Origin of the sequence: Aquabacterium sp., assembly GCF_049274795.1 — a bacterium.
Taxonomy (GTDB): domain Bacteria; phylum Pseudomonadota; class Gammaproteobacteria; order Burkholderiales; family Burkholderiaceae_C; genus Aquabacterium.
In genome coordinates this window covers 1-25,700 of record NZ_JBASTH010000046.1, presented here as the reverse complement: position 1 = coordinate 25,700, position 25,700 = coordinate 1, and the positions used below count along the sequence as shown (strand labels likewise).

Below are 25,700 nucleotides of genomic sequence, written 5' to 3'. Positions count from 1 at the left end.
CTCAGAGCTTTCCAGAGAAGGCGAAGAGGGGATCGAGCATCCAGCGGATCAGGCGCCGGCGGTCGATCTCGATGTCGGCCGTGAGCGTGTGGCCGGGGCGCAGCGCGATGTCGGTGTCGTAGGCGCGCACGCTGGGCTGATCCAGGGCCACGCGCACCATGAACACGGCGCGGCGGTCCTGCCCGCCTTGCTGCGTGCTGGCGCTGTTGCCCTGCACGGCGCTGGTCACGTCGGTCTGCGAGATGGCGCGCACGGTGCCGCGGTACTGGCCGAAGCGCTGGTACGGAAAGGCGTCATAGCTGATGCGCACGCCCTGGCCGGTCTTGATGAAACCCATGGCGGTGCTGGGCACGTAGAGCACGGCTTCCAGCTTGGCGCTGGCCGGCACCACCGAGGCCAGCATGCTGCCGGCGGTCACGCTCTGGCCGGGGGTGGCCATCAGGCCCGAGACGATGCCGTCCACCGGGGCCTTGAGCAGGGTGATGCGGGCGCCGCGGCGCTGCACGGCCTCCTGCTGCAGGTTGAGCAGGTCACGGTCCAGCGTGGCGCGGTCCAGGCGGTGCTGGGCGCCGATGCGCTTGCGCTCATCCTGTGCCTGGGCCAGTTCGGCCTCGGTGGCGCTGCGCTGGCGCTTGAGCGTCTGCAGGCGGCCGGTCTGGTCCAGCAGGGTCTGGCGCTGCTGCTCGTACTGCAGCTCGGAGATGATGCGGTCGGCCAGCAGGGGTTTGAGCTGTTCCAGCAGCTTGGTGGAGGAGGCGATCTGCTGCTCCTGCAGGCGGATCTCTTCGCTGCCGGTGATCAGGTCGCGGCGGGCCTGGGCGATGCGCTGGTCCAGCGAGGCGAGGGACGCAGTGTGTGCCTGGGCCTGGGCCTCGGTCTGCGCGGTGACCTGCTCGCGCTGGCTCTGCAGGTTCTGCTCAAGCAGGGCCTGGGTGCTGCCAGCATCGGTGTAGCGCTCGCTGCCGATCTCGGCGATCACGTCGCCCGCCTTGACGGAGTCGCCCTCGGCGACCAGCACGCGCTTGATGGTGCCGGCCTCGGGCGGCACGACCATGGCTACGCCTTCGCGCGCCTGCACCACGCCCTGCACGCGCTCCTTCTTGGTGTACGAGCCGAACAGCAGCACGCCCAGCACCAGCACGGCCAGCAGCACGGAGAAGGCCGTCAGGCGGCCGGCGCCCACGGGGCGGATGTCGACCGAGGCGCCCGAGGCCGTGTCCGAGCGTGCGGCCAGCACCTCCTGGCGGAACAGCGATTGAGGATCGTCAGTGCTCATGGGGTGAAGGTGTTCAAAGGGCGCCCGGCGCTCAAGGTGTGTCGTCCATCAGCGGGACGAAGGGGGCCACGTGGGCCGCGTCCAGCTGATCGAGCAGCGCCAGGATGTTGACCTGGGCGGCCAGGCCGTTGATGCGCGCGGTGACCAGGCTCTGGCGCGCGGTGTAGATCTGCTGCTGGGCGTTGAGCAGGTCGAGGTTGGTGCGCATGCCCGCCACGAAAGCCTTGCGCACGGCCTCGAAGGTGGCGCTGGCGCTGCGTTCGACCTCCTGCTGCACGGCGATCACCGCATGGGCCTGGGCCAGGGTCTGGTAGGCGTCGCGCAGGCTGGCGTCCACCTGGGCCTGGGCCTCATCCTGGCGGGCCTGGGCCTGCGTGAGCAGGGCGGCGGCTTCGCGCACACGCCCGCCCTGCTGGCCGCCGGTGAACAGCGGCCAGTTCAGCTGCAGGCCCACGGTGCGCGAGGACACGTTCTGCTCGTCGCTCAGGCCGTTGAACTGCTGCACCTGCCGGTTGTGCTGCAAGGTGGCCACGGCGTCCAGCGTGGGTTGCCAGCGCTCGGCCTGGCGGGCCTGGGCGATGTCGGCGGCGGCGCGGGCCTGGGCGTCGCTTTCCTGGCGCTGGGGGTTGCGGCTGGCGGCCTGGTTCAGGGCGTCGGCCAGGGGCGGCACCACCTCGGGCAGCGCGGTGCCCAGCGGGCGCAGGCCGGTGGGCGGCAGGGCGGGCTGGCCCGTCAGCCGCTCGATCACCAGGCGCTGGGAGGCCAGCCGGGTGCTCAAGTCTTGCACCTGCGCACGGCTCTGGTCGACGCGGGTGCGCGTTTCCAGCACGTCCAGGATGGTGCCGGCGCCGGCGTTCAGGCGCCGCTCGTTGATGCCGAGCTGTTCTTCCAGCAGGCTTTGCTGTGCCTGGGTGAGGCGGCGCTGCTCGGCAGCCTCGACCGCGTTGAGGTAGGCCAGGCTCAGGTCCTGGGCCACCGTGGTCTGGCTCAGGCGGGCCTGCCACTGGGCCTGTTCGGCCTGCTGGGCCTGGGCGCGGGCGCTGGCGCGGTCGGCGGCGCGCCACAGGGGCAGGGTGGCCGTGAGCGTGGCCGTGCGGGTGGGGGTGCTCACGTTCACGTCGTTGACGCTCTGGTGGGTGCGCAGCGTGGAGGCGGTGGCATCCACACGGGGCATCCAGGCGGTGGCGCGGGCCTGGTCGCTCAGGGCCTGGGCGGCCTGGGCACCGGCCTGGGCAGCGCGGTTGCCGGCGGCCTGCTGGGCCAGGGTGAGCAGATCAGGCCAGGCGCTGGGCGGGTTGGCACGCAAGGCGGGCGTGGCGGGTGTAGCGGACAAGGTGGTGGCCCAGCGCCAGGGGCCGGTGGTCTGCGCGATGCCTTCTGCTTTCTCAGCACTGGCTGCGCTGGCCTGCACCGCCACGGCCAGCATCACGCCCCCGACGCACAGGGCGAGGGAGGGGCGTCCCGCGCGCGGGGCGGGCAAGGGCTGTAAGAGGGCGGGGCGCCGGAACCAGGTCACAGGTGTCGGAAAGCGCAAAACAAAGGCCGCTTGCGCGGCCCTTGAGGGAGCGGCGGTGGGCACCGCCGCATGGGGAGTGATCCGCCGGATCAGTTCGGGCCGGTGTTGGGGCCGCTGCCGCCGCCGCAGGTCGTGCAGACGCTGGTGGACTTCTTGCCTGTCAAGACCAGCTTGAACAGGCCGCCGAAGAAGCCCAGCACGAGAGGGATGGGGGCGCAGGGATTGGTCAGGTTGAAGGTACCGCCGCTGACCGCGGAAATTTCAGAAGATGACAGTTGGCGCATGGGGTGGCTCTCCGGATTGGGTTGCCGTCACAAAATCACGGAATCGGCAACATTGTTTAACAGGATTGGGCATTTTTGCACCATTTCGAGTCAATGCCGTATCCGATGGACGAGGGGCTTGCCTTGTCCGCGCAACCGTCTCAGGCCAGGTTCAGGAAGCGATCGTCAGGCTCACCGACAGCTTGTGCATCAGCGCCGGCATGGGCGAAGGAGGCAGCGCCTCGGTGAACACGCGCTTCATCTGGCGCAGGTGGCCCCACTGCAGGGGGTGGGGCTGGCCGAACTTGCTGGCATCGACCACCAGCCAGGGCTCGGTGACCTGTTCCAGGATGGCGTTGACCACGTCCAGCTCGCGCCCGTCGCGGTCCAGCAAATGGCCCTCGGCGTCGATGCCCAGCGACGAGATGATGGCGATGTCCGCCTTCTTGCCCTTGAGGCAGGCCACGGTGTCGGTGCCCTCCAGCGCGCTGTCGCGGGAGCGCATGCGGCCCGTGGGCACCTCGACCGTGCAATCGGGGTGGTTGGCCAGGGCCTGGGCCACGTGCAGGCTGTGGGTGATCACGTGCAGGCCCTTCTTGGTGCTCAGGGCCTGGGCCACGGCCTCGACCGTGGTGCCGATGCCCAGCATCAAACGGGCACCATCCGGCACGGCGGCGGCCACCGAGCGGGCGATGCGGGCCTTGGCGTCGGCCTTGAGCGCCTGGCGTTCGCGCCAGGCCACGGCGGGCGTGGCGCCAGGTTTGGCCGGCGGCGGCAGGCTCACACCGCCGTTGAAACGGTCGAGCAGGCCGGCTTCGGTCAGGCGCTGGATGTCGCGGCGCACCGTCTGCATGGTCACGTCCAGCCGCTGGGCCAGCCGTTCGACGGACACGGCGCCACGGGCGCGTACTTCATCGAGCAGGTTCTGCTGGCGCGGGTTGGGGGCCCAGGCCTCGCTGCGGGGCGACGGCATCGGTGGTCTCCTAGCGATGTTGTTGTGGTGGCATGGCATCCCGGCCAAGCCTTTTCCTCAAGCCTAAAGCAAAACGGGCGTGCCTGTCAGCCGATACCATGTTCACATGAGTTCATCCGACCAAGCCGCCACGCCCGTTGAACCGGGGCCGCAGGACACCTCCGCCGACGTGTCCTGCGACGTGCTGGTCGTAGGCGGGGGCATCAACGGGGCCGGCATCGCGCGGGACCTGGCCGGGCGCGGCTGGTCGGTGGTGCTGTGCGAGCAGCATGACCTGGCCCAGCACACCTCGTCGGCTTCGACCAAGCTGATCCATGGCGGCCTGCGCTACCTGGAGCACGGCCAGCTGGGCCTGGTGCGCAAGGCCTTGCAGGAGCGCGAGGGCCTGCTGCGTGGCGCGCCCCACATCATGGCGCCGCTGCGCTTCGTGCTGCCGCATGACGCCGACATGCGCCCGGCCTGGATGATCCGCGCCGGCCTGTGGCTGTACGACCACCTGGCGCGGCGCGATTTCCTGCCCGGCAGCGGCCAGATCGCGCTGGAGGGGCACGCGCTGGGGCGCCCCCTGCAGGCTGCCTGGCGCCACGCCTTCGTCTATTCGGATGGCTGGGTGGACGATGCCCGCCTGGTGGTGCTGTGCGCGCAGGATGCCCGCGACCGCGGCGCCACCATCCTCACCCACACCCGCTGCCACCAGCTGCGCCCGCTGGCCCAGGGCTGGGTAGCCCTGCTGGCGCACCATGATCCGCACAGCGGCCGGCTCACGCACCATGTGGCGGTGCGTGCCCGCTTAGTGGTCAATGCGGCCGGCCCCTGGGCCGACCAGGTGCAGGCCATGGTGGCCGGGGAGGCCCCTGGTGCACGGCCGCCGGCCCAGCACCTGCGCCTGGTCAAGGGCAGCCACATCGTGGTGCCGCGCCTGTTCGAGCACGACCACGCCTATATCTTCCAGGGGCGCGACCGGCGCATCGTGTTCGCGATCCCTTATGAGCAGCGCTTCACCCTGATCGGCACCACAGATGTGGACCACCTGGGCGAGCCGGGCCATGCCGCCATCGACGGGGCCGAGGTGGCCTACCTGTGCGATGCGGTGAGCCGCTACTTCCGACAGCCCGTCAGGCCGCTGGACGTGGTCTGGTCCTACGCCGGGGTGCGCCCGCTGATGGATGGCGAACGCTCGGGCAAGGCCTCGGCCGTGACGCGCGATTACCGCCTGCAGCGCCACGCCGGCGCGGCGCCGTGGCTCACTGTATGGGGCGGCAAGCTCACCACCTTCCGCAAGCTGGCCGAGCAGGCAGGCGACATGATCGGCGAGCTGCTGCGCGACCGCCGCGCCGCCTGGACGCGCGAGGCCGTGCTGCCCGGCGGGCGCCTGCTGGATTTGATCGAGGCCGAGGTGGACCCGGTGACCGACATGGCCGAGTTCCAGCGCCGCCTGCGCCAGCGCCACCCCTGGATGGACCTGGGCCTGGTGCGCCGCTGGAGCCGCCAGTACGGGGCGCAGGTGCTGCACCTGCTGGAGGGCGTGCAGCAGCGTGCCGACCTGGGCGCGGAGATCGCGCCCGATGTGCACGAGGCCGAGCTGTTCTACCTGCGGCGCCAGGAGTGGGCCTTCACCGGCGACGACGTGCTGTGGCGCCGTACCAAGCTGGGCCTGCATCTGAGCGCTGATCAGCGCGAGGCCGTGTCGCGCTGGATGGCCGCGCAGGGCGGCCGCTGAGGCTTGTGCGCGTGGGGCTCAGCCCTCGCGCGCCGGCAGCAGGCAGTGGCTGCGCGCGGTGACGATGGGGCGGCTGGGATCTTCCTGCCAGACCTGCACGTGCACCAGCGCCACGCGTGCGCCCTGGCGCACGGTGGTGCAGCGCGCCCAGGTGTCCACCGGACGGGCAGGGCGCAGGTAATCCAGCGAGAAATCGACGCCGCGCGGGGCTTCTTCCGGGGCCAGGTCGCTGGTGTAGATCACGTGCAGCAGTGCGGCCGTCTCGGCGAAGCCGGCCACCACGCCGCCATGCAGCGCGGGCAGCACGGGGTTGCCGATCAGCTCGGGCTTGAAGGGCATGCGGAACACGGCGGCGGCCGGGTCTTCCGGCGGTGCGCAGCGCTCCAGCGTCAGGAAATCGGCATAGGGCGAGCGGCCCGCTGGGGATGCGGGCGTGCGCACCAGGCCGGGGGCGGCGCAGGCATCGGAGATGGCGGCGGCTGTGGTGGCTGCGGCCAGGGCGTTGGCCGAGGGCTGGCTGGATGCCGCTGCCGACGGGGTGGCCGAACTGGCCTTGCTGCTGGCGCTGGATGCTGCGGTGGCTGAGCCAGCCGATGTTGCCGCCGTATCGCCCGCAGCCTTCGGTGCCGAGCGCCGCTGATTGGCCGTGCCCAGCATGAAGGTGGCGCTCACCATGGCCACGGGCTCATCCGTGCCAGGCTGGTAGATCTCGCCGCGCACGAAGGCCACGTTGCGCGACACGCGGTGGCAGTGCGCCTGGCAGCTCAGGCCGATGCCGGCGCGCGCGGGGCGCAGGTAGTCCATGCGCAGATCGAGCGTGGCAAAGGGCACCAGCGTGTCCAGCGCGGCGCCCACGGCCAGGCCGCAGGCGGTGTCGGCCAGCACGGTGGCGCAGCCGGGGTGCAGTTGCTGCGCGATCGAGTCGCCCGTCCAGGCGTCGCGCGCGGGCATGTCTACGGTGGCGTGGCCCTTTTGCACGCCCACGTCGCGGGCCGTCATGCCGGATTCGCGCGCATAGGGGATGCCCTGCAGGAAGGCGTTAGCCCAGGCGGGCACGTTGTCGGCGTTGAACAGGCTCATGGCAGGCTCGGGGCGGTGTCAGGACTTGGGCGCCAGCTTGATGGCCAGGCCGCGTTGGGTGATCTTGATGTCGGCGACCGTCAGGCCTTGCTCGTCGGCACGCTTGAGCTCTTCCGGCGTGAAGCGGTGCACCACGTAGTCCTGCAGGCGCTCCTCGGTCAGCCACGAGCCGAGCTTGGTCATCTGGCGCTGGTAGCTGTCGGGCAGGCCCTGAATGCTGACCTTGTCGATGGTGACATTGGCCAGGCGGATGGTCTGGTCGCGCGGCTCGTAGCGCAGGCCGAAGCTCAGCCACAGCGAGCCCTGGTACTGGCGCTTGAACCAGCGGTCGGTCGCGCTCAGGTCGATGTCGGCCAGCACGCGGTTGGCGTCGGGCTGCATGTTCAGGCGCGGCGCGTTGGCCGTCACGTCGAACACGTCCAGGATCTGGTTGCGTATCGGGAACTGCTGGCCGAGCTTCTTGAGCAGCTCGTCGCGCGAGATCTCGACAGTGCTGGGCGCCAGGGCCGTGCGCATGCTGGCGCAGGCGGCCAGCGTGGCGATCACGCCGGTGAGCAGGAGGCGGCCGGCCATGCGGCGGGACAACGTTGTCGACATGGTGTGTGCTTTGTCTGAACCCGGGCCGATGGGGCGGGCCCGTGATGCGTGATCGGTGATGTCAGGCCAATGGTAGCGAGGGCGCCTGTGCTGCTGATGCTACCCACTGCTGCAGGCTCAGCACCTGCGTGCCGCGCAGCCGGGCGCGCTTGGCCAGCTTGAGCAGCGCGGCGTCCTTCGTGAACAGCCATTGTGCGTTCAGGTGCAGCGCCAGGTCGATGAAGACCTGGTCGTCCGGATCCTTGCACTTGAGCGGGCCGCGCGGGGGCTCGTCCACCATGTGCGCGTGCTCGAACACAGTGGTGGTGAGCGATGGATCCGGCTGCCAGCGTTCGAACACCGAGCGCGGCCACACGTGGCGCCATTCGGTCTGCATGGAGGGGCAGGCGATCCAGCGCATCGTGCCGGCGGCCAGGGCGGCGGCCAAAGGGTGCGCGGCTGGGTCCTTGAACACACGCCAGTCCAGCAGGGCGTTGGTGTCCAGGATGACAATGGCGGGTTCGGCCGTGACGGTGGCATCAGGCGCCACGTTGGCAGGCACCGTCGCGTTCGATACGATCAGGCTCATGCCGGTTGGCCCGAACCGGTGATCACGCCGCCGCCCAGGCACACCTCGCCGTCGTACATCACCACGGACTGGCCGGGCGTGACGGCCCATTGCGCCTCGGGGAAGCGCAGCTCGATGTGGCCAGGCGTGGTGCCCGTCACTTCGCAGGCAGCGTCTTCCTGGCGGTAGCGCGTCTTGGCGGCCAGCGCGGGCGGGTGATCCGTGGGCGGCTTGCCGGCCACCCAGCTCAGCTCATCGGCGCCCAGCGTGTGCGATTGCAGCCAGGGGTGGTCATGGCCCTGCACAATGTACAGCGTGTTCTTGGCCATGTCCTTGCGGGCCACGAACCAGGGCTCGTGCTCGCCGCCGCCGCGCGCGGCCTTTTTGTCCTTCACGCCGCCGATGCCGATGCCCTTGCGCTGGCCCAGGGTGTAGAAGCTCAGGCCCACGTGCTCGCCCAGCTTGCGGCCCTTGTCATCCAGGATGGGGCCGGGCTGGTTGGACAGGTAGCGGTTCAGGAACTCGCGGAAGGGCCGCTCGCCGATGAAGCAGATCCCGGTGGAATCCTTCTTCTTGGCGTTGGGCAGGCCGATCTCGGCCGCGATGCGGCGCACTTCCGTCTTGGGCAGCTCACCGACCGGGAACAGCGTCTTGGCCAGTTGCGCCTGGTTCAGGCGGTGCAAAAAGTAGCTTTGGTCCTTCAGCGGATCCAGGCCCTTGATCAACTCGAAGCGCGAGCCGCCAGCGAAGGTGGCATCGTCCACCTCGCGCACCCGGGCGTAGTGGCCGGTGGCGATCTTCTCGGCGCCCAGGCGCATCGCGTGGTCCAAAAACGCCTTGAACTTGATCTCGGCGTTGCACAGCACATCAGGGTTGGGCGTGCGCCCGGCCTGGTACTCGCGCAGAAACTCGGCGAAGACGCGATCTTTATAGTCGGCCGCGAAGTTCACGTGCTCGATTTCGATGCCCAGCACGTCGGCCACGCTGGCCGCATCCAGAAAGTCCTGACGCGACGAGCAGTACTCGCTGTCGTCGTCATCTTCCCAATTCTTCATGAAGATGCCGACCACCTCGTGGCCTTGTTGCTTGAGCAGGTGGGCGCTGACGGCGGAATCAACGCCGCCACTGAGGCCCACCACCACGCGGTACCGCTTCATGATGCAAGGAAAGAGAGAAAAGAGTGTGCCGGAAACTGCGCCGGACGATCAGGCCACGCGGGCTGGCGGCGTGGAGGAGGGGGGCACCGCAGTGGCTGTTGCCGCGGCCACCGGCGACACCGGCGGCGAGAACAGGCTGTCGTGCGCGCTGACGATGCCCAGCGGGTAACGGTGCCCTGCCAGGTAGGCCTCGATGCATTCGAGCACCAGCGGGCTGCGCAGGCGCTCGGGCTGGCCGCGGATCTCGGCGGCTGTGAGCCACACGGTGCGGATGATGCCCTCATCGAGTGTGAGGGTGGGATCGGGCTCCGAGACGCTGCCGACGTAGGTCAGGCGCAGGTAGGTGGTGTCTTCACCCGTGCGCGTGCGCCGAAAGCGTGACATGAACATGCCCAGAAAGCTCTCGGGCGTGAAGCGGCAGGCGGTTTCTTCCAGCGTTTCGCGCACCACGGCCTGCTCGGGCGTCTCGCCCGGATCCAGGTGGCCGGCCGGGTTGTTCAGCAGCAGGCCGTCGGACGTGTCTTCCTCGACCAGCAGGAAACGGCCATTGCGTTCGATCACGGCAGCCACCGTCACGTTGGGTTTCCAACGTGCTTTGGGGGCTTGCAACGGGGTGGCAGACACCGGTGACATCAGTGCGTTTCCCTTCGGATCAGCGGATGGGGCAGCTTCCAGGCCAGCGTCGGCTGGTTTCATGAACCCGGCATTATCCGCGATTGTCGGGAAACGTGCATGACAGTTTGATGGCTGACGGGCTGCGTTCAGGTGCTGATCTGGCAGGGATCTCACGGCGATCCGACCGGATCTGTCGCGAAGACGGTCGCAAAGGGGCCCGCAGCTGCTGCCATGCAGCACTCAGGTATGATTGCAAACTGACAACATTGATTGTCATGTTTTTGTCTGCCACGACGATGGACAGACCGCATTCGCATGCGCAAGCTACGGAACACGGCGCAAACCTGTGTATGCTGCCGTGTTCCACTTTGACACACACAGACTCTCGCCCCCAGCCCCGCGCCGGGGCGGGCATCCACCCCTAGGAGACCCACGTATGCTCATCGGCATACCCCTGGAAACTGTCGCGGGCGAGACCCGTGTGGCGTTCACGCCCGAGACGGTCAAGAAGCTCAAGGCCCAGGGCCACACCATCCGTGTTCAATCCGGTGCCGGCATCGCCGCCAGCGCCACCGATGAGGCCTACGTGGCCGCGGGTGCCGAGATCACCGACGCCGCCGGCGCCCTGGGTGCCGACCTGGTGCTCAAGGTGCGTTCGCCGCAAGCGGCCGAACTCGCCCAGATGAAGCCGGGCACCGCGCTGGTCGGCATCCTCAACCCCTTCGACAAGGAAGGGCTGCAGGCCCTGACCGACGCCAAGCTCACCGCCTTCGCTTTGGAGGCCGCGCCGCGCACCACCCGTGCGCAGAGCATGGACGTGCTGTCCTCGCAAGCCAACATCGCCGGCTACAAGGCCGTGATGATCGCCGCCGACAAGTACCAGCGCCTGTTCCCCATGCTGATGACGGCTGCCGGCACCATCAAGGCCGCCCGTGTCGTGATCCTGGGGGTGGGCGTGGCCGGTCTGCAGGCCATCGCCACGGCCAAGCGCCTGGGCGCCGTGATCGAAGCGTCAGATGTGCGCCCCTCCGTGAAGGAGCAGGTCGAATCGCTGGGTGCCAAGTTCATCGAGGTGCCCTACGAAACGGTCGAAGAGAAGGAAGCCGCCGAAGGCGTGGGCGGTTACGCCCGCCCGATGCCGCAAAGCTGGCTCGACCGGCAGAAGGTCGAGGTCGCCAAGCGCGTGGCCCAGGCCGACATCGTCATCACCACGGCCCTGATCCCCGGCCGCGCCGCGCCCGTGCTCGTCACGGAAGACATGGTCAAGGCCATGAAGCCCGGTTCGGTCGTCGTTGACCTGGCGGCCCCGGCCGGCGGCAACTGCCCGCTGACCGAGCCCGGCAAGATCGTCGTCAAGCACGGCGTGACCCTGGTCGGTGAAACCAACCTGCCCGCCCTGGTGGCGGCGGACTCGTCCTCGCTGTACGCGCGCAACGTGCTGGACTTCCTCAAGCTGGTCCTCAATAAAGAAGGCCAGTTCCACGTGGACCTGGAGGACGACATCGTCAAGGCTTGCCTGATGTGTCGCGACGGTCAGCTGCTGCGCGCCTGATCCTGGATTGAGAGACTGATATGCAACGCATGATGTTGCGGGCCAAGCTGCACCGCGCCACCGTGACCGAGGCCGACCTTCACTACGAAGGCTCCTGCGGCATCGACGAAGACCTGCTCGAAGCGGCCGACATGAAGGAGTTCGAGCAGATCGAGCTCTACAACATCAACAACGGCGAGCGCTTCTCGACCTACATCATCAAGGCGCCGCGCGGCTCGGGCGTGATCTCGCTCAACGGCGCGGCGGCCCGCAAGGCCCACGTGGGTGATCTGATGATCATCTGCACCTACGGCCCCATGGGTGAGGCCGACGCTGCCGGCTACAAGCCCAAGGTGGTGCTGCTGGACGCCGAGAACCGTATCAAAGAGATTCGCAAGTTCTGATTTAGTTCCCCAAAACATCTGGAGAAGACAACGATGGAAGCCATCTCCCACGTCGTCACCAACCTCACCATCTTCGTGCTGGCCATCTATGTGGGCTATCACGTGGTCTGGACGGTGACCCCCGCCCTGCATACCCCGCTGATGGCCGTGACCAACGCGGTCTCGGCCATCGTCATCGTGGGCGCCATGCTGGCCGCCGCGCTCACCGTCACGCCCCTGGGCAAGACCATGGGCGTGCTGGCCGTGGCGCTGGCGGCGGTGAACGTGTTCGGTGGCTTCCTGGTCACCCGCCGCATGCTGGAAATGTTCAAGAAGAAAGACAAGAAGGCGGGGGCCAAGTAAATGAGCATGAACCTCATCACCCTGCTGTACCTGGTCGCCTCGGTGTTCTTCATCCAGGCCTTGAAGGGCCTGAGCCACCCGACCACGTCCATCCGCGGCAACGTCTTCGGCATGACCGGCATGGCGATCGCCGTGCTGACCACCATCGGCCTGATCCACGGACAGGCAGAGCATCTGCGTGCCGCCTTCAACCTGCCTGTCAACTTCAATGAAGGCATGGCCTATGTGCTGGCGGCCGTCGTGGTCGGTGGCGGCGCGGGCTCGATCATGGCCAAGCGCGTCGAGATGACCAAGATGCCTGAGCTGGTGGCCTTCATGCACAGCATGATCGGCCTGGCCGCGGTGTTCATCGCCGTGGCCGTGGTGGCCGAGCCGGCCGCTTTCGGCCTGATCCCGGCCGTCGTCAAGGAAGTGGTCGCCGTGGGTGACCCGGTGGCCGTGTCGGCCCAGATCGGCACGCTGCAGCTCGATGCCATCGTGCCGTCGCCGGTGGTGGTCGAAGCCGCCGCCGTGTCCACGGGCGTGGGCCAGATCCCCGCGGGCAACCGTCTGGAGCTGTTCCTGGGGGCGGCCATCGGCGCGATCACCTTCAGCGGCTCGGTCATCGCCTTCGGCAAGCTCAGCGGCAAGTACAAGTTCCGCCTGTTCCAGGGCGCGCCCGTGCAGTTCAAGGGCCAGCACATGCTGAACCTGGTGCTGGCGCTGGCCACCATCGGCCTGGGCCTGGTCTTCATGGCCACCGAGCGTTGGGATGCCTTCTTCGCCATGCTGGCGCTGAGCTTCATCCTGGGCGTGCTGATCATCATCCCCATCGGCGGCGCCGACATGCCGGTGGTGGTGTCCATGCTCAACAGCTACTCGGGCTGGGCGGCGGCGGGCATCGGCTTCTCGCTGAACAACTCCATGCTGATCATTGCCGGCTCACTGGTGGGCAGCTCGGGCGCGATCCTGAGCTACATCATGTGCAAGGCCATGAACCGCTCGTTCTTCAACGTGATCCTGGGCGGCTTCGGTGGTGAGGCGGGTGCCGCCGCCGCCGGTGGCGCGCAGCAGCAGCGCCCCGTCAAGAGCGGCAGCGCTGATGACGCCGCCTTTGTGCTGGGCAATGCCGAAACCGTGATCATCGTGCCCGGCTACGGCCTGGCCGTGGCCCGCGCGCAGCACGCCGTGAAGGAGCTGGCCCACAAGCTTACCGAGAAGGGCGTGACCGTCAAGTACGCGATCCACCCGGTGGCGGGCCGCATGCCCGGCCACATGAACGTGCTGCTGGCCGAGGCCGAGGTGCCGTATGACCAGGTCTTCGAGATGGAAGACATCAACGGCGAGTTCGGCCAGGCCGACGTGGCCATCATCCTGGGCGCCAACGACGTGGTGAACCCGGCGGCGCACGTCAAGGGCAGCCCGATCTACGGCATGCCCATCCTGGAGGCCTACAAGGCCAAGACGGTGATCGTGAACAAGCGCTCCATGGCCTCCGGCTACGCGGGCCTGGACAACGAGCTGTTCTACATGGACAAGACCATGATGGTCTTCGGCGACGCCAAGAAGGTGGTCGAAGAGATGGTCAAGGCGGTGGAGTGATGTGGATGGTGCGGCGGCGGCAGTCGCTGCGCTGAATCACCCGCAGCTTCCATGCAAAAGGGGCCCGAAAGGGCCCCTTCATGTTTTGTCCCCGCGTTGTTGGCGACGCGGTGGATCGCTGTTTCAGTCGCCGTTGTTGCGCGTGGCGATGAACGGAGCCACGTAGCGCCCGGTGTAGCCCTGGCCGGGGTTAACCTGCACGGCAGTGGGTTGCTGCTGCGGCGAAGGCTGCATGGTCTTGGTGATGTCGACCACGCCACCGGCGGCGGCGGCATTGGGGCCGAAGAAGGCACCTTGTACGAAGCCTGTCACGCTGCCGCGGGCATCGTTGGTGCCGACGGATGTAGACGTGAAGGTGGAGCCCTGGATCGTCCCTGCAGCGGTGAAACCCACCTGGCCGGTCAGGATGGTGCCGCTGGTTGAGGCTTGCGTGGACACGGTGCCGTCAGAACCGCCGTTCCAGGTAGCGGACCAGGAGCCTTGACCGTTGGCGCCGCCATTGAAGTTGACCAGCATGGCGACCGCATTGCCGTAGTGGTCGCTGCCGTTGTAGTTTGCCTGTGCGGTGCCGCGCAGGGCTTCCATATCCGCTGCGGGGGTGGTGTAGCCGATCACGCCCCAGCTGCCTTGAACAGAGCCTTGCGGGCCCTTCACATACGTCACCAGCTTGAAGTGGGTGGCGGTAATCTGCTCAGGCGAATAGCCAGTGCCGACCTTCTGCGGATCCTGGCCGATCGCATAGACACCGTTGTTGCCATAGTAGAAGTTGCCGGGTGTTTCGCCAAGGTAGGGGCTGGTGCCGGAGGTAAATGTGAGATCGCCGGATGTCGAAAGCTGGAAGGGCACGTTCGTGTTTGACAGCACGGTGGCGTTCAACCCGATGACTTGGGGCAACAGCGCCGAGCCCCCTTCACCTTCAGATTGCGCCGCCTGGACAATGTTGCCATTCAGACGGAAAGCCTGGACATCTGTCCGCTCGGGGCGGTCTTCGAAGTCATTGGGATCGCCGACGACGAACATGCCGAAGCCGCAGAGGCCGCCCGAAGCGCATGGGGGCGGCACAGGTTGCGTCACCGGCGGCGTGGTGTTGGTGGTTGTTTGCGCCAGCGGGCGGTATGGATCGGTGGCCGCACGCGGTGCGGCTACCGGCTGTGTGTCACCTGCGGCGGTGGGATCGAACTCAGCCCAGGGGCCCCAACTGTTGGTGGAGTCTTCCTGGATGCTGACATTGCCGTACAGCGTGATGCTGCGCATCTGGGCTTCCGTGGCGGTGGCGTGTGCCGAGGCCTGCCAGCACAGGGCGGCGGCCAGGGCCACGGTGGAAAGGCGGAAAGTGGTGTTCATGGGACTGCTCCTGTGTGAGTGCTCAGAACCCGCGGCCCAGCGTGATTTGCACGGTGTCGCGGTCATAGCCGTAGAGGCTCAGGTTGGCCTTGTTGTGGACATTGGTGACGGTGCCCGAGAACTGCCATTTTTCCAGCCAGCCGGTCTGGAAGGTGTGGCTGGCACCGAGTTCGACGCGGCGCTCGGTTTCGCGGCGGGCTGCGTTGAAGAGGGGCTCAACGCCGTCGAAGCGGGCACGGCGCCAAGCGGCGCGGGCGAACAGGTCGCCGCCGTTCCAGGCGCGCAGGCGCGCCCCGACGAAGTATTCGTAGCCGTCGTTGCTGAAACGCGCGGTGTCGGCCGATTCATCGAACCAGCGGCCGCCAGCCTGCACGGCCAGTTGGCCGCGGTTGAACAGGTGGCCATAGGCCAAGCCGAACGAGCGGTAGTTGCTGTCACGGCCTACATCGATGCTGCGCTTGAAGTCGCGGCGCACCCACTGCAGATCACCCGTGATCTCGCCGTTGATGCCCATGCGCGCCGAGACGGAGGGGCTGAGCGAGGTGTACACGCCCAGGGTGTCGCCGCCGAAGGTGAGGTGATCGACCTGCAGGTTGATGTTGCCGCGCCAGGCGCTGCCCACGATCAGGGTGGGACCGGTGGCCAGGGTCACGACGCCCAGGTCGTAGTCATGCTCTTGGTTGTAGCCCTTGTAGTACAGACCTGCCTGACTGACCCAACCGAAGCGCGCGGTCGATTGCCCGACCCGCACGGGCGAGGGGCTGAGCCAGGTGTGCGTCAGGCCGGCCTGTCCCACCATGCCCCAGTCGCGGAGGTCTTGAGGCTGCGGGGCGTGAGCAGGAGCCCGGGGCCGATCAGGGCGTTGTCCGGCCCGGCGTTCACGTTGCTGTCGTATAGCAGGCCCAATGCCACGTTGGGCTCGAACTTGTGCGGCTTTTCGAACGCGGCCTTTTCTTCGAGCTCTAGCTGCTTGAGGAAGGACAGCACCGACAGCTTGACGTTCTCGGGCGTTTGCGGGTCATCGAGCACGCGCTGCGACTCGGCCTTGGCGCGTGCGAAGTTCAGCGTGCGGTAGTAGGCCACGGCCAGTTCCATCCGCGCGCGGTTGAGCGTGGGGTTGGCCGACAGCAGGCTTTCCAGCGTTTCGATGGCGGTGTAGGGCTCGCCGGTTTCGCGCTGGTACAGAGCCTGGCGGTACTGCTCGTCTGCGGGGGATGTGCTCTGGGCCAGGGCGGGAACTGCGCCGGCGAACAGGGCGGTCAGGCCGGCCGCGATGACAAGCGGGCGGGCACGGAAGGCGGCAGATGCGGAAGAACGGAGGGTCATCTATGGTCCTGGGGAATCATGTTCTGTAAACATTGTGAAATATCACCACCTTGGCTGTCGAGGCAAGGGCGGCGCCGATTCGGGGGGCTGGTCCCCTAGAAATAGGGGGCCGTTGGGGCAGGTCTACAAACAATTTCGGACAAAGAAAATCGGACGTCTGCGCGGCTGGTCGTGCCATCATCCGAAGCATGCATACACGTGTCGTTCTGCCTGTTTTGACCGCGGCCCTGGCCCTTGGCCTGGGGGGCGCGAATGCCCAGGCGCCCGCAGCCGCCCCGGCCAAGGCGGCTGCGGCCTGCCCCGCGCTGCTGGACAAGACCTTCCCCCGCCTGCAGGACGAAAAACCACAGTCCCTCTGCCAGTACGCCGGCAAGGTGCTGCTGGTGGTTAACACCGCCAGCTACTGCGGCTTCACCTCGCAGTACAAGGGTCTGGAGGCGCTGTACGCCAAGTACAAGGACCGCGGCCTGGTGGTGCTGGGCTTCCCGTCCAATGACTTCGGCAGCCAGGAGCCGGGCTCGGCCAAGCAGATCGCCGAGTTCTGCGAGAACACTTTCGGGGTGAAATTCCCGATGTTCGCCAAGAGCACCGTCAAGGTCGATGGCGCCAATCCGCTGTATGCCGAGTTGATCCGCCAGAGCGGCACCACGCCGAAGTGGAACTTCTACAAGTACGTGGTGTCGCGTGATGGCCGCAGCGTCACGGCCTACAGCAGCATGACCGCGCCAGACGATGCCGATCTGGTCCGCGAGATCGAACAACGCCTGGCCGCGCCGCGTTGAACGGCTGGAAGTCACGCCAACAGCCACTGTGGTTGTGCAATACACCACACCCCCCCCGACCACGCACTGATCGGCCCTCAAGTCGGGGAGTGACGGGGCCGAATCTGGAGTCAATGATGGGCTTGAGAACGGGCGATGGGGCCCCACCTCCCTGTCAGACCAAGACAGGATCTGGAGTACCGTCCATGCACATGCTCTACAACTCTGACAACTACGCCGTCGTGCAGATCGACATGGCCGCCGAACAGGCTGGCCTGCACCTGGCCCAGGCGCTCACGCGCGGTGGTTACGAGATCGTCGACAAGTTCGCCCGCAAGGAGATCTTCATCGAAGGTGCCCTGGCCGAATCCTTCAAGGAAGGCGTGGAAGCACTGATCGAATCCTCGCCCAGCATCGAAGAGTTCGATGCCTACCTCGAGCGCTACGCCGGCATGGCGCAGCAGCCCGTGGTGATGCACTGATTTGACGGGCCGGGCTGCCGTTGTCCACCACGGGGCGGCTGCAGGCCTGAGTTTCCTGACTCATGGGCGCTCGGCGCCATGCCCTGGCAGTTACCAGGTGCCAGCCATACAGGCAGACGCGGGAGCGTTCGTCGCCTGCCCTCCTTCCGATCCTCTGATCCCTGCTTGGCGTAAGCCCGCCCTTTGGTGGCCGGTCTTCCCAATTTCGCCGCATTTTTGGGCAAACAGGGCGCTTTTACGGCCTGTTTCCTGCTCAAGATGACTTGTAAAAAGCCGAAACTGCCAGGGTGATGGCGCAGCGGCGCGCCATTCTGGGAATGGGTACATGGTCGGTGAAGTCAATTTCATGCCGTCCAGCTACGAAATGGGGACCGTTGCGGCATCGGTCCTGATGGCGATGTTTGCCTCCTTCGTGGCCTTGGATCTGGCCAAACGTGTGCGCACGGCGGATGTCGCCATCGCGCGGGCCTGGCTGATCGGTGGTTCGGTCACCATGGGCCTGGGCATCTGGGCCATGCACTTCGTGGGCATGATGGCCTTCCGATTGCCGGTGGCCATCGGTTATGACGTGCTGTTCACGCTGGTGTCGGCCCTGGCGGCCGTGGGCGTGTCCTACATGGCACTGTGGGTGGCCAGCCGGCACAAGCTCACCTGCCTGCGGCTGACGGGCGGGGCCATGGCCATGGGGGCGGGCATCTGCGTGATGCACTACCTGGGCATGCACGCGATGGAGATGAACCCCGGCATCGTCTGGGACTGGCGCCTGGTGGGCGCGTCCGCCGGCATCGCCGTGGGCGCTTCGGCCGTGGCCTTGCTGATCTTCTTCTGGCTGCGCAAGCTGCAGGGCCTGCCGGCCCTGATCTGGCAGATCGTGGCTGCCGTGGTCATGGGCGTGGCGATCTCTGGGATGCACTACACCGGGATGGCCGCCGCCTCGTTCCCGCTGGGCTCGGTCTGCATGTCGTCGAGCGCGCTGGGGGGCGATACCCTGGGCGTGATGGTGGGCGCTGCCGCGATGCTGCTGCTGTCGATGACCCTGCTGACCTCGATCATGGATGCGCGCACGCAATCGCGCACCAACAAGCTGGCCGCCTCGCTGCAGGTGGCCAACCAGCAGCTCAAGCACATCGCCTTCCGTGATCCGCTGACGGGCCTGGCCAACCGCCTGGTCTTCGAAGACCAACTCGACAGCGCCGTGCTGCGCGCGCAAGAGAACAACCGCCGCCTGGCCATCCTCTTCATCGACCTGGACGGTTTCAAGCCCATCAACGACAGCTTCGGGCACGCCGTGGGCGACGAGGTACTCAAGCAGGTGGGCCAGCGCCTGTCGCAGGTGGCCCGCCAGGGGGATGTCGTGGCCCGTGTGGGCGGCGATGAGTTCCTGATGCTGCTGGAGAACCACCCCGACCGTGCCACGGCCGCGGCGGTGGCCATGCGCGTGCGTGATGCCTTGTCGCAGGTGTTCGAGGTCGATGGGCGAGGCATGCACCTGTCGTGCTCCATCGGCATCGTGATGCACCCCGACCACGGGCCGCGCGGCCGACTGATCGGCAATGCCGACGCGGCCATGTATGCGGCCAAGCGGGCCGGCGGCAGCGTGCACTGCTTCTACGAAGCCGAGATGGCCACCGACGCCGAAATGCAGATCGCCCTGCAGCGGGATCTGCGCCAGTCGCTGGACCAGGGCGGCAAGGGCCTGGAGCTTTACTACCAGCCCAAGATCCACGCCCAGAGCCGCCAGACCGCCGCGGTGGAGGCGCTGATCCGCTGGCACCACCCCACGCGCGGCACCGTGAGTCCAGCCCAGTTCATCCCCGTGGCCGAGCGCTTCGGCCTGATCGGCGCCCTGGGTGAATGGGTGATCAACGATGCCTTCCGTCAGATGCGGCAGTGGCAGAAGGAAGGCCTGCGCATGCGCGTGGCCGTGAACCTGTCCATGCACCAGCTGCGCCAGAACGACCTGGTCGAGCGCATCGCCAAGGCCTTGCGCGAGCACAAGATCGAGCCTGATCTGGTGACCTTCGAGGTGACCGAATCCGCCGCGATGGAGGACACGCAGACCTCGCTGCGCATGTTCGACCAGTTGGCTGCGCTGGGCGTGCGCCTGTCCATCGACGACTTCGGCACAGGCTATTCCAGCCTGAGCTACCTGCGCAAGCTGCCCGCGCGCCAGCTCAAGATCGACCGCAGCTTCATCAACGACCTCAAGCCCGAAGGCGATGCCTATGCCATCGTGCTGGCCGTGGTGCAGCTGGCCCATGCGCTGGGCCTGCACGTGGTGGCCGAGGGCGTGGAAACCGCCGAGCAGGAGCGCATCCTGATGGAGATCGGCTGCGACGCGCTGCAGGGCTTCCGCTACGCCAAGCCGATGCCGGCCAAGCGCCTGGCCATCTGGGCGGCCAGCGAGGAAGGACCCGATCATGGTGCGCCGATGGGCTTCCGCGATTCGCTGATCGAGCCCGAGGTCTGAGCCCGCGATGCCCTTGTCCGTGTCGCGCCCGGCACGGACTTGACGGCCTTTTTACAATAGCGGCATGAGTTCCCCCGTTTCGCCCGATTCGTCCGCCCCCGCCGCGCTGCCGCCGGTGGCCCGCCGCCCCTACACCCGTGCCGCCGATCTGCCCGAGATCATGCGCCAGCGCATCGTGGTGCTCGACGGCGCCATGGGCACGATGATCCAGCAGTACAAGCTGGGCGAGGCCGATTACCGTGGCAGCCGCTTCACCGAGCACCACAAGGATCTCAAGGGCAACAACGAGCTGCTGCAGCTCACCCGCCCGGACGTGATCCGCGAGATCCACGAGGGCTACCTCAAGGCCGGCGCCGACCTGATCGAGACCAACACCTTCGGGGCTACCACCGTGGCCCAGGAAGACTACGACCTGCCCGAGTTGGCCTACGAGATGAACGTTGAAGGCGCCCGCCTGGCCAAGGAGGTGGCGCTGAAGTACAGCACGCCCGACAAGCCCCGCTACGTGGCCGGCGCCATCGGCCCCACGCCCAAGACCGCCAGCATCAGCCCCGACGTGAACGACCCGGGCGCCCGCAACGTCGATTTCGACGCGCTGCAGCAGGCCTACTACGAGCAGGCCAAGGCCCTGCTGGATGGTGGCAGCGACGTTTTCTTGATCGAGACCATCTTCGACACGCTCAACGCCAAGGCTGCCATCTTCGCGGTCGACCAGCTGTTCGAGGACACGGGCGAGCGTCTGCCCATCATCATCTCCGGCACGGTGACGGACGCCTCCGGCCGCATCCTGTCGGGCCAGACGGTGAGCGCCTTTTGGCATTCGGTGCGGCATGCCCACCCGATCGCCATCGGCCTGAACTGCGCCCTGGGCGCCGCGCTGATGCGGCCCTACATCGAAGAGCTGGCCAAGGTGGCCGGCGACACCTACATCAGCTGCTACCCCAACGCCGGCCTGCCCAACCCCATGAGCGACACCGGCTTCGATGAAACCCCGCCCGTGACGGGCGCGCTGGTGGAGGACTTCGCCAAGGCGGGCTTCCTCAACATCGCGGGGGGCTGCTGCGGCACCACGCCGGCGCACATCGCCGAGATTGCCAAGCGCGTGAGCGCCTACAAGCCCCGTTGCCTGCATGACGAGGGTGTGCGCGGTTTCCTGAGCGGCCTGGCCGCCTGAGACTCGCCGGCACTCCGGACCAACGCCAATGCGATTGTCGCTTAACACTCATTCGTGGGGTTTCGCAGGTCAGCGGCGGCGAGAGCCTGATCGACGCTATCCACCGCTACGAGTGGAACAGCTACGGCGTGCCCCTGGCCAACGCCGCCATCTTCGCGTGGAACCTGTTCGCCACCACCAAGGGGCCCTACCTGCAGCCGCTGCCCAAGCCTTGAGCCTTGTGACAGTTGCACGCTCTGGCCCGCTGTCGTGGCGTCGGGCTGGAGCGACATCTCAAGCCGACCCTGGGTGAGCCGATAGATCCGGCGAAACCCTCGGTCGTGCCAGCAAGGGGCTGGTGTGCCGTTCCCAAGGAACCCAAGGAAGTACCGTGCCCCCTGGCCTACGCCGCTTGACCACCACCCTGTGGCAAGCCGGCCCCAGCTTGGCTTCGCCCGCCGCTCAGCGGCCGGGGCAGGTGTGGCCGGACAACGCCGGGGCGTCCGCATTCCTCAATGTCCACGGGGCATCGGCCAAGCACTGGCGCCGCATGCGCTTGATGCTCACCCTGGGCAGCCTGCTGCTGATGCTGATCGCAGGGGGCTGGGCCGTGTTCTTCATGCTCAAGGGGCAGTGGCTCATCGTGGCGCTGGACGTGGCCATGGCGGCCACCGGTGCGGCCGCGCTGGTGCTCAGCCGCCGCGAGAGCCTGCGCCATGCGTGCTTGTTGCTGCTGGGCGGCCTGTTCGTGGCGATCGGCGCCATCTGCGTCTTCCTGGATGTGCCCAGCGGCCAGGTGCCGCGTGCCACGCACCATTTCTACCTGTCATTGGGCGCCTGTGCCTACCTGCTGTTCCGTGGTGAGCGGCCGCTGCTGCGTCATGGGGTGGCGCTGCTGTTCCTGGCGGCCTTCGTGGTGTTCGCCAGCTGTGACGCGGCCATCATCACGCCCTATGCCCTGCCTGATGACGTGCGCGCGTCGGGCACCTGGGTGAACAACATCTTCTCGGTGCTCACGCTCTACCTGGTGCTGCACGTGATGCAGTCCGACGTGACAGCGCGCAACGAGATGGAGGATGAACTGCGCACCGCGCTGGACGAGCAGCAACTGGTGCTGCACTACCAGCCGCAGATCGGGGCCGATGGCCAGGTGACGGGTGCCGAGGCGCTGGTGCGCTGGGAGCATCCGCAGCGCGGCATGGTGTCGCCCGGCGAGTTCATCCCGCTGGCGGAGCAGACCGGCCTGATCGTGCCGCTGGGCGCCTGGGTGATGCGCGAGGCCTGTGCGCAGCTGGTGCGCTGGTCGAAGGACCCGCACACTGCCTCGCTGACGCTGGCCGTGAACGTGAGCGCGCAGCAGTTCCGCCTGCCGGACATGGTGGCGCGCACGCGCGCGGTGCTTGATCGCCATGGCATCGACCCGACACGGCTGAAGATCGAGCTGACGGAGAGCATGCTGGTCAGCGATGTGGAGGACACCATCGAGAAGATGACGGCGCTGAAGGCGATGGGCGTGGGGTTCTCGCTGGACGACTTCGGCACGGGGTATTCGTCGCTGTCGTACCTGAAGCGGCTGCCGCTGGACCAGCTCAAGATCGATCAGACCTTTGTGCGGGATGTGCTGACGGATCCGAACGATGCGGCGATTGCGCAGACGGTGGTGAGTCTGGGGCAGACGTTGGGGTTGTCTGTGATCGCCGAGGGGGTGGAGACGGAGGGGCAGCGGGCGTTCCTGGCGGGGATCGGGTGTCAGGCTTACCAGGGGTATTTGTTCAGTCGGCCTTTGCCCATCGACAAGTTCGAGGTGTTTGTGCGGGGGCGTGTGGCGGGCGTTTGAGGCCTCTGCTCCTTTGCCTGCGGTTGTTTGATCGTTTTTTCGAGGCAGCGCGGGGCGGGGTCTGAGGGGGCCTCTGGCCGGGCTTCGATGTTGGCGGTCCTGCCTCTGGCAGGACTGCTCTCCGGTGCTCGTACGGGACAGGTGGCTGCGCAACTCGGCCCTGCGGGCCTCAAACATGCTCGCCATCCCCTGGCCACAGGCCAGGGGCAGACCTGTCCCTCCTTGCGCGCTTCGTTCATCTGACTGGCCGCATCTGTTTGAGCGCAGCGGCCGGGGGCCGCGTAGCGAGTTATGCGGCCCCACCTCGCCGTGAGCAGCGCAGGGCAGTCACGACGAAGGCGTGACCGACAACAAAGAAGCCTGGCCGGCTGCCCCCACATCCCGCACCCTGCGTTGCTTCGACAAAGCGCCAGCCCACCGCAAGCCAAGAACAACAAACAAGGCCAAGAACAAAAAAACCAAAGCCAAACGCCGAAGCCGCCAAAAAAAAGGGGGCCCGAAGGCCCCCAAACTCTTCACCCCTAGAGAAAACGCTTCAAAAGCTCACCCCATCGTCGCCCGATGCCGAGCCACCGCCTTGCCAAAGCTCGAATCGGCCCACTGGTTGGCCAGACGACGGCGCCAGCCAGCCCCCGAGCGCGAAGGCTTGAACAGCAGCTTGAACACCTGCGGCGCGATCACCTGGAAGAAGGTCACCAGATCCGCCCGCCCCACACAGGGCAGTTCGGTGCCGCGCGCCCACTGCGGGTTGCGCTGCTCGAAGAAGGCGATGTCGGTTTCCTGGCGCTGCTCCGCCGTGATCGGCGTGACATCGCTCTTGAGGCAGTTGGAGCCTTCGCCAAAATCCAGCACCATCGCGTCGCGGTCCAGCTTGCCCGGGAAGAGCTTGTCGCAGTAGGCCTCCACGATGTGCTTCATGTGCGCGTTTTCGTGCTCCGGGTGCGGGTAGTAATCCGGGAAATTGCGCGACATCAGCAAAAATGTCTTGTATCCCTTGGAAATCAGGAACCAGTACTGCGGTGTGAAAGGATCCTTCAGCGCTTCCCACACCAGCCTTTTCACGAAGGCGGCATTCATGGCGCGGTTGCCCCAATATTCCTTTTCCAGGATGGTGTCACCACTGAAAATCCCGCGGATTTTCTTGCCGTCCACCTCCATGTGATAAATACCCATGGTGGAAAACCCGACGATGGCGTCGTCGATCTTGCGGCGGATGATGAAGGCGCCCGATTTGCGGCCCAGATCCGAGATGAACTGCTCCAGCGAGGTGTTCTCGTAGTAGCGGCAGAACACCTTGAACATTTCGCGCACCTCCTGCACGGAAATATGGTCCAGGCGGTGGTAGCGGGTATAGATTTTTGATTTGTGGAGGGCAGACATCGAAACCTCTCGGGCTTGGCATCGAAATGCGTTGTCGATGGCTTCGATTGTTCTCATCCCCCGTTAAGCTGGTAACAGGGTGCTCCCTGAGGGCCCTCAAATAAGGGGGTAAAACCGCGTGATCAATTCACGGTTTGATGCGCGCCGTTATTTTTCGAAAATCGCGCGGTATTTTAAAACGCCTGTTCGTGTGTTATTTCCGCCCGGGATCTCCGGACGGCGAATTCACGGGGCGTAGGGGTCGTCGAAACCCAGCGCGGCCAGGATCTCGCGCTCCCGCGCTTCCATGGCCTCGGCCTCTTCGGGGTCCTCATGGTCCCAGCCTTGGGAGTGCAGGGCGCCATGCACCAGCATGTGGGCGTAGTGCGCCTCCAGCGTCTTGTGCTGCTCCTGGGCCTCGCGCTCGATCACGGGGGCGCAGATGATCAGGTCGGCCATCACCACCGGCTCGGTGGCGTAGTCGAAGGTCAGCACATTGGTGGCGTAGTCCTTGTGGCGGTAGTCGCGGTTCAGGGCCTGGCCTTCGTCAGCATCCACCAGGCGCACGGCGATCTCGGCGTCCGATTCGAGCGCGGCGCGGATCCAGCGGGCCACCTTGTGGCGGGGCAGGTGCTCGCGGTGGCGCTTGTCGGCGAACTGCAGGCTGAGCGAGAGGGACGGCTTCGTCATGCGGGGGGCTTATGCGTGAGGCTTGGTGTGGCCGGCGGCATCAGGCGCGGCCGGCTCGGGGGTGTTCTGGAAACGGTCGTAGGCTTCGACGATGCGGGCCACCAGCGGGTGGCGCACCACGTCCGACGCGCCGAACTGCGTGAAGGCCACGCCCTTGACGCGCTTGAGCACCTGGCGCGCCTCGATCAGGCCGCTCTTGGTGCCCTTGGGCAGGTCGATCTGGCTGACATCGCCCGTGACCACGGCCTTGGTGCCGAAGCCGATGCGCGTCAGGAACATCTTCATCTGCTCGGGCGTGGTGTTCTGCGCCTCGTCGAGGATGACGAAGGAGTGGTTCAGCGTGCGGCCGCGCATGAAGGCCAGCGGGGCCACCTCGATCAGGCCCTTCTCGAAGGCCTTGGTGACGCGGTCGAAGCCCATCAGGTCGTACAGCGCGTCGTACAGCGGGCGCAGGTAGGGATCGACCTTCTGCGACAGATCTCCCGGCAGGAAGCCCAGGCGCTCGCCCGCCTCCACGGCCGGGCGCGTGAGCACGATGCGCTGCACGGCGCTGCGCTCCAGCGCATCGACCGCGCAGGCCACGGCCAGGAAGGTCTTGCCCGTGCCGGCCGGGCCGATGCCGAAGCTCATGTCGTGGCCCATGATGTTCTTGAGGTACTGCACCTGGTTGGGCGTG

Annotated in this window: 25 protein-coding genes; 10 read left to right on the top strand and 15 right to left on the bottom strand. The window is 66.8% G+C overall.

The window, feature by feature from the left end; genetic code table 11:
- Position 1: 1 nt before the first annotated feature.
- The 4 genes from WAQ08_RS07565 to WAQ08_RS07550 form a co-directional block, all read right to left on the bottom strand.
- Positions 2–1,276, bottom strand: a complete 1,275-nt coding sequence (locus WAQ08_RS07565; RefSeq protein ID WP_422190557.1) for an HlyD family secretion protein — start codon at positions 1,274–1,276, stop codon at positions 2–4.
- Positions 1,277–1,307: 31 nt separating this feature from the next.
- Complete coding sequence (locus WAQ08_RS07560) at positions 1,308–2,756, bottom strand: TolC family protein (protein WP_422190555.1); 1,449 nt, start codon at positions 2,754–2,756, stop codon at positions 1,308–1,310.
- Between the two features lie 125 nt (positions 2,757–2,881).
- Positions 2,882–3,076, bottom strand: coding sequence for a hypothetical protein (locus tag WAQ08_RS07555; RefSeq protein WP_422190553.1), 195 nt, complete (start codon positions 3,074–3,076; stop codon positions 2,882–2,884).
- Positions 3,077–3,227: 151 nt separating this feature from the next.
- Positions 3,228–4,028, bottom strand: a complete 801-nt coding sequence (locus tag WAQ08_RS07550; protein WP_422190551.1) for a DeoR/GlpR family DNA-binding transcription regulator — start codon at positions 4,026–4,028, stop codon at positions 3,228–3,230.
- Positions 4,029–4,134: 106 nt separating this feature from the next.
- On the opposite strand from WAQ08_RS07550, the gene glpD reads away from it, so the two are divergent.
- Positions 4,135–5,748: a glycerol-3-phosphate dehydrogenase gene (gene glpD / locus WAQ08_RS07545; RefSeq protein ID WP_422190549.1), complete on the top strand. Its 1,614-nt coding sequence runs from the start codon at positions 4,135–4,137 to the stop codon at positions 5,746–5,748.
- A gap of 18 nt (positions 5,749–5,766) precedes the next feature.
- On the opposite strand, the gene WAQ08_RS07540 is transcribed toward glpD, so the two are convergent.
- From WAQ08_RS07540 to WAQ08_RS07520, 5 genes are all read right to left on the bottom strand, one after another.
- Complete coding sequence (locus tag WAQ08_RS07540; protein WP_422190547.1) at positions 5,767–6,828, bottom strand: PaaI family thioesterase; 1,062 nt, start codon at positions 6,826–6,828, stop codon at positions 5,767–5,769.
- An 18-nt stretch (positions 6,829–6,846) separates the two neighbouring features.
- The gene (locus WAQ08_RS07535; RefSeq protein WP_422190545.1) at positions 6,847–7,425 is read right to left on the bottom strand and encodes a hypothetical protein; all 579 of its coding nucleotides are present in this window, start codon (positions 7,423–7,425) and stop codon (positions 6,847–6,849) included.
- Positions 7,426–7,486: 61 nt separating this feature from the next.
- Entirely contained in the window at positions 7,487–7,993 is a 507-nt protein-coding gene (locus WAQ08_RS07530; protein WP_422190543.1) for a PIN domain-containing protein, read from the bottom strand.
- Entirely contained in the window at positions 7,990–9,129 is a 1,140-nt protein-coding gene (mnmA, locus tag WAQ08_RS07525; protein ID WP_422190541.1) for a tRNA 2-thiouridine(34) synthase MnmA, read from the bottom strand. The genes WAQ08_RS07530 and mnmA overlap by 4 nt, the downstream gene beginning before the upstream one ends.
- A gap of 48 nt (positions 9,130–9,177) precedes the next feature.
- Positions 9,178–9,762, bottom strand: coding sequence for an NUDIX hydrolase (locus WAQ08_RS07520; protein WP_422190539.1), 585 nt, complete (start codon positions 9,760–9,762; stop codon positions 9,178–9,180).
- Between the two features lie 418 nt (positions 9,763–10,180).
- Between WAQ08_RS07520 and WAQ08_RS07515 the strand changes: the two genes are divergently transcribed.
- The 4 genes from WAQ08_RS07515 to WAQ08_RS07500 are packed head-to-tail and all read left to right on the top strand — an operon-like array spanning position 10,181 to position 13,602.
- A complete protein-coding gene (locus tag WAQ08_RS07515) occupies positions 10,181–11,296 on the top strand; it encodes a Re/Si-specific NAD(P)(+) transhydrogenase subunit alpha (RefSeq protein ID WP_422190537.1) in 1,116 nt (371 codons plus the stop codon).
- 20 nt (positions 11,297–11,316) lie between these two features.
- Complete coding sequence (gene panD / locus WAQ08_RS07510) at positions 11,317–11,679, top strand: aspartate 1-decarboxylase (RefSeq protein ID WP_422190535.1); 363 nt, start codon at positions 11,317–11,319, stop codon at positions 11,677–11,679.
- A gap of 33 nt (positions 11,680–11,712) precedes the next feature.
- The gene (locus WAQ08_RS07505) at positions 11,713–12,021 is read left to right on the top strand and encodes an NAD(P) transhydrogenase subunit alpha (RefSeq protein WP_422190533.1); all 309 of its coding nucleotides are present in this window, start codon (positions 11,713–11,715) and stop codon (positions 12,019–12,021) included.
- On the top strand, positions 12,022–13,602 hold the full coding sequence (locus WAQ08_RS07500; protein ID WP_422190531.1) for an NAD(P)(+) transhydrogenase (Re/Si-specific) subunit beta: 1,581 nt from the start codon (positions 12,022–12,024) through the stop codon (positions 13,600–13,602).
- Between the two features lie 123 nt (positions 13,603–13,725).
- Here the strand turns inward: WAQ08_RS07500 and WAQ08_RS07495 are convergent, their stop codons facing one another.
- From WAQ08_RS07495 to WAQ08_RS07485, 3 genes are read right to left on the bottom strand one after another with little or no spacing between them, the layout of a single operon-like run.
- Positions 13,726–14,946 (bottom strand): hypothetical protein, encoded by a 1,221-nt coding sequence (locus WAQ08_RS07495; protein WP_422190529.1) that lies wholly within the window; start codon positions 14,944–14,946, stop codon positions 13,726–13,728.
- Between the two features lie 22 nt (positions 14,947–14,968).
- Complete coding sequence (locus tag WAQ08_RS07490; protein WP_422190527.1) at positions 14,969–15,745, bottom strand: hypothetical protein; 777 nt, start codon at positions 15,743–15,745, stop codon at positions 14,969–14,971.
- Complete coding sequence (locus WAQ08_RS07485) at positions 15,724–16,272, bottom strand: hypothetical protein (RefSeq protein ID WP_422190525.1); 549 nt, start codon at positions 16,270–16,272, stop codon at positions 15,724–15,726. The genes WAQ08_RS07490 and WAQ08_RS07485 overlap by 22 nt, the downstream gene beginning before the upstream one ends.
- A 188-nt stretch (positions 16,273–16,460) precedes the next feature.
- On the opposite strand from WAQ08_RS07485, the gene WAQ08_RS07480 reads away from it, so the two are divergent.
- The 5 genes from WAQ08_RS07480 (at position 16,461) to WAQ08_RS07460 (ending at position 22,975) form a co-directional block, all read left to right on the top strand.
- A complete protein-coding gene (locus WAQ08_RS07480; protein WP_422190523.1) occupies positions 16,461–17,054 on the top strand; it encodes a glutathione peroxidase in 594 nt (197 codons plus the stop codon).
- A 185-nt stretch (positions 17,055–17,239) separates the two neighbouring features.
- Positions 17,240–17,515, top strand: a complete 276-nt coding sequence (locus WAQ08_RS07475; protein WP_422190521.1) for a DUF3567 domain-containing protein — start codon at positions 17,240–17,242, stop codon at positions 17,513–17,515.
- 397 nt (positions 17,516–17,912) lie between these two features.
- On the top strand, positions 17,913–19,985 hold the full coding sequence (locus WAQ08_RS07470; protein WP_422190519.1) for a putative bifunctional diguanylate cyclase/phosphodiesterase: 2,073 nt from the start codon (positions 17,913–17,915) through the stop codon (positions 19,983–19,985).
- 64 nt (positions 19,986–20,049) lie between these two features.
- Entirely contained in the window at positions 20,050–21,159 is a 1,110-nt protein-coding gene (locus WAQ08_RS07465) for a homocysteine S-methyltransferase family protein (RefSeq protein ID WP_422190518.1), read from the top strand.
- A gap of 391 nt (positions 21,160–21,550) precedes the next feature.
- On the top strand, positions 21,551–22,975 hold the full coding sequence (locus WAQ08_RS07460) for an EAL domain-containing protein (RefSeq protein WP_422190516.1): 1,425 nt from the start codon (positions 21,551–21,553) through the stop codon (positions 22,973–22,975).
- A 543-nt stretch (positions 22,976–23,518) separates the two neighbouring features.
- Here the strand turns inward: WAQ08_RS07460 and WAQ08_RS07455 are convergent.
- The 3 genes from WAQ08_RS07455 to WAQ08_RS07445 all read right to left on the bottom strand — a co-directional run.
- Positions 23,519–24,355: a hypothetical protein gene (locus WAQ08_RS07455; protein ID WP_422190514.1), complete on the bottom strand. Its 837-nt coding sequence runs from the start codon at positions 24,353–24,355 to the stop codon at positions 23,519–23,521.
- 225 nt (positions 24,356–24,580) lie between these two features.
- The gene (ybeY, locus tag WAQ08_RS07450; RefSeq protein WP_422190512.1) at positions 24,581–25,024 is read right to left on the bottom strand and encodes an rRNA maturation RNase YbeY; all 444 of its coding nucleotides are present in this window, start codon (positions 25,022–25,024) and stop codon (positions 24,581–24,583) included.
- Positions 25,025–25,033: 9 nt separating this feature from the next.
- Positions 25,034–25,700, bottom strand: a 667-nt coding sequence (locus WAQ08_RS07445) for a PhoH family protein (protein ID WP_422190510.1), incomplete at its 5' end; no start/stop codon positions are given.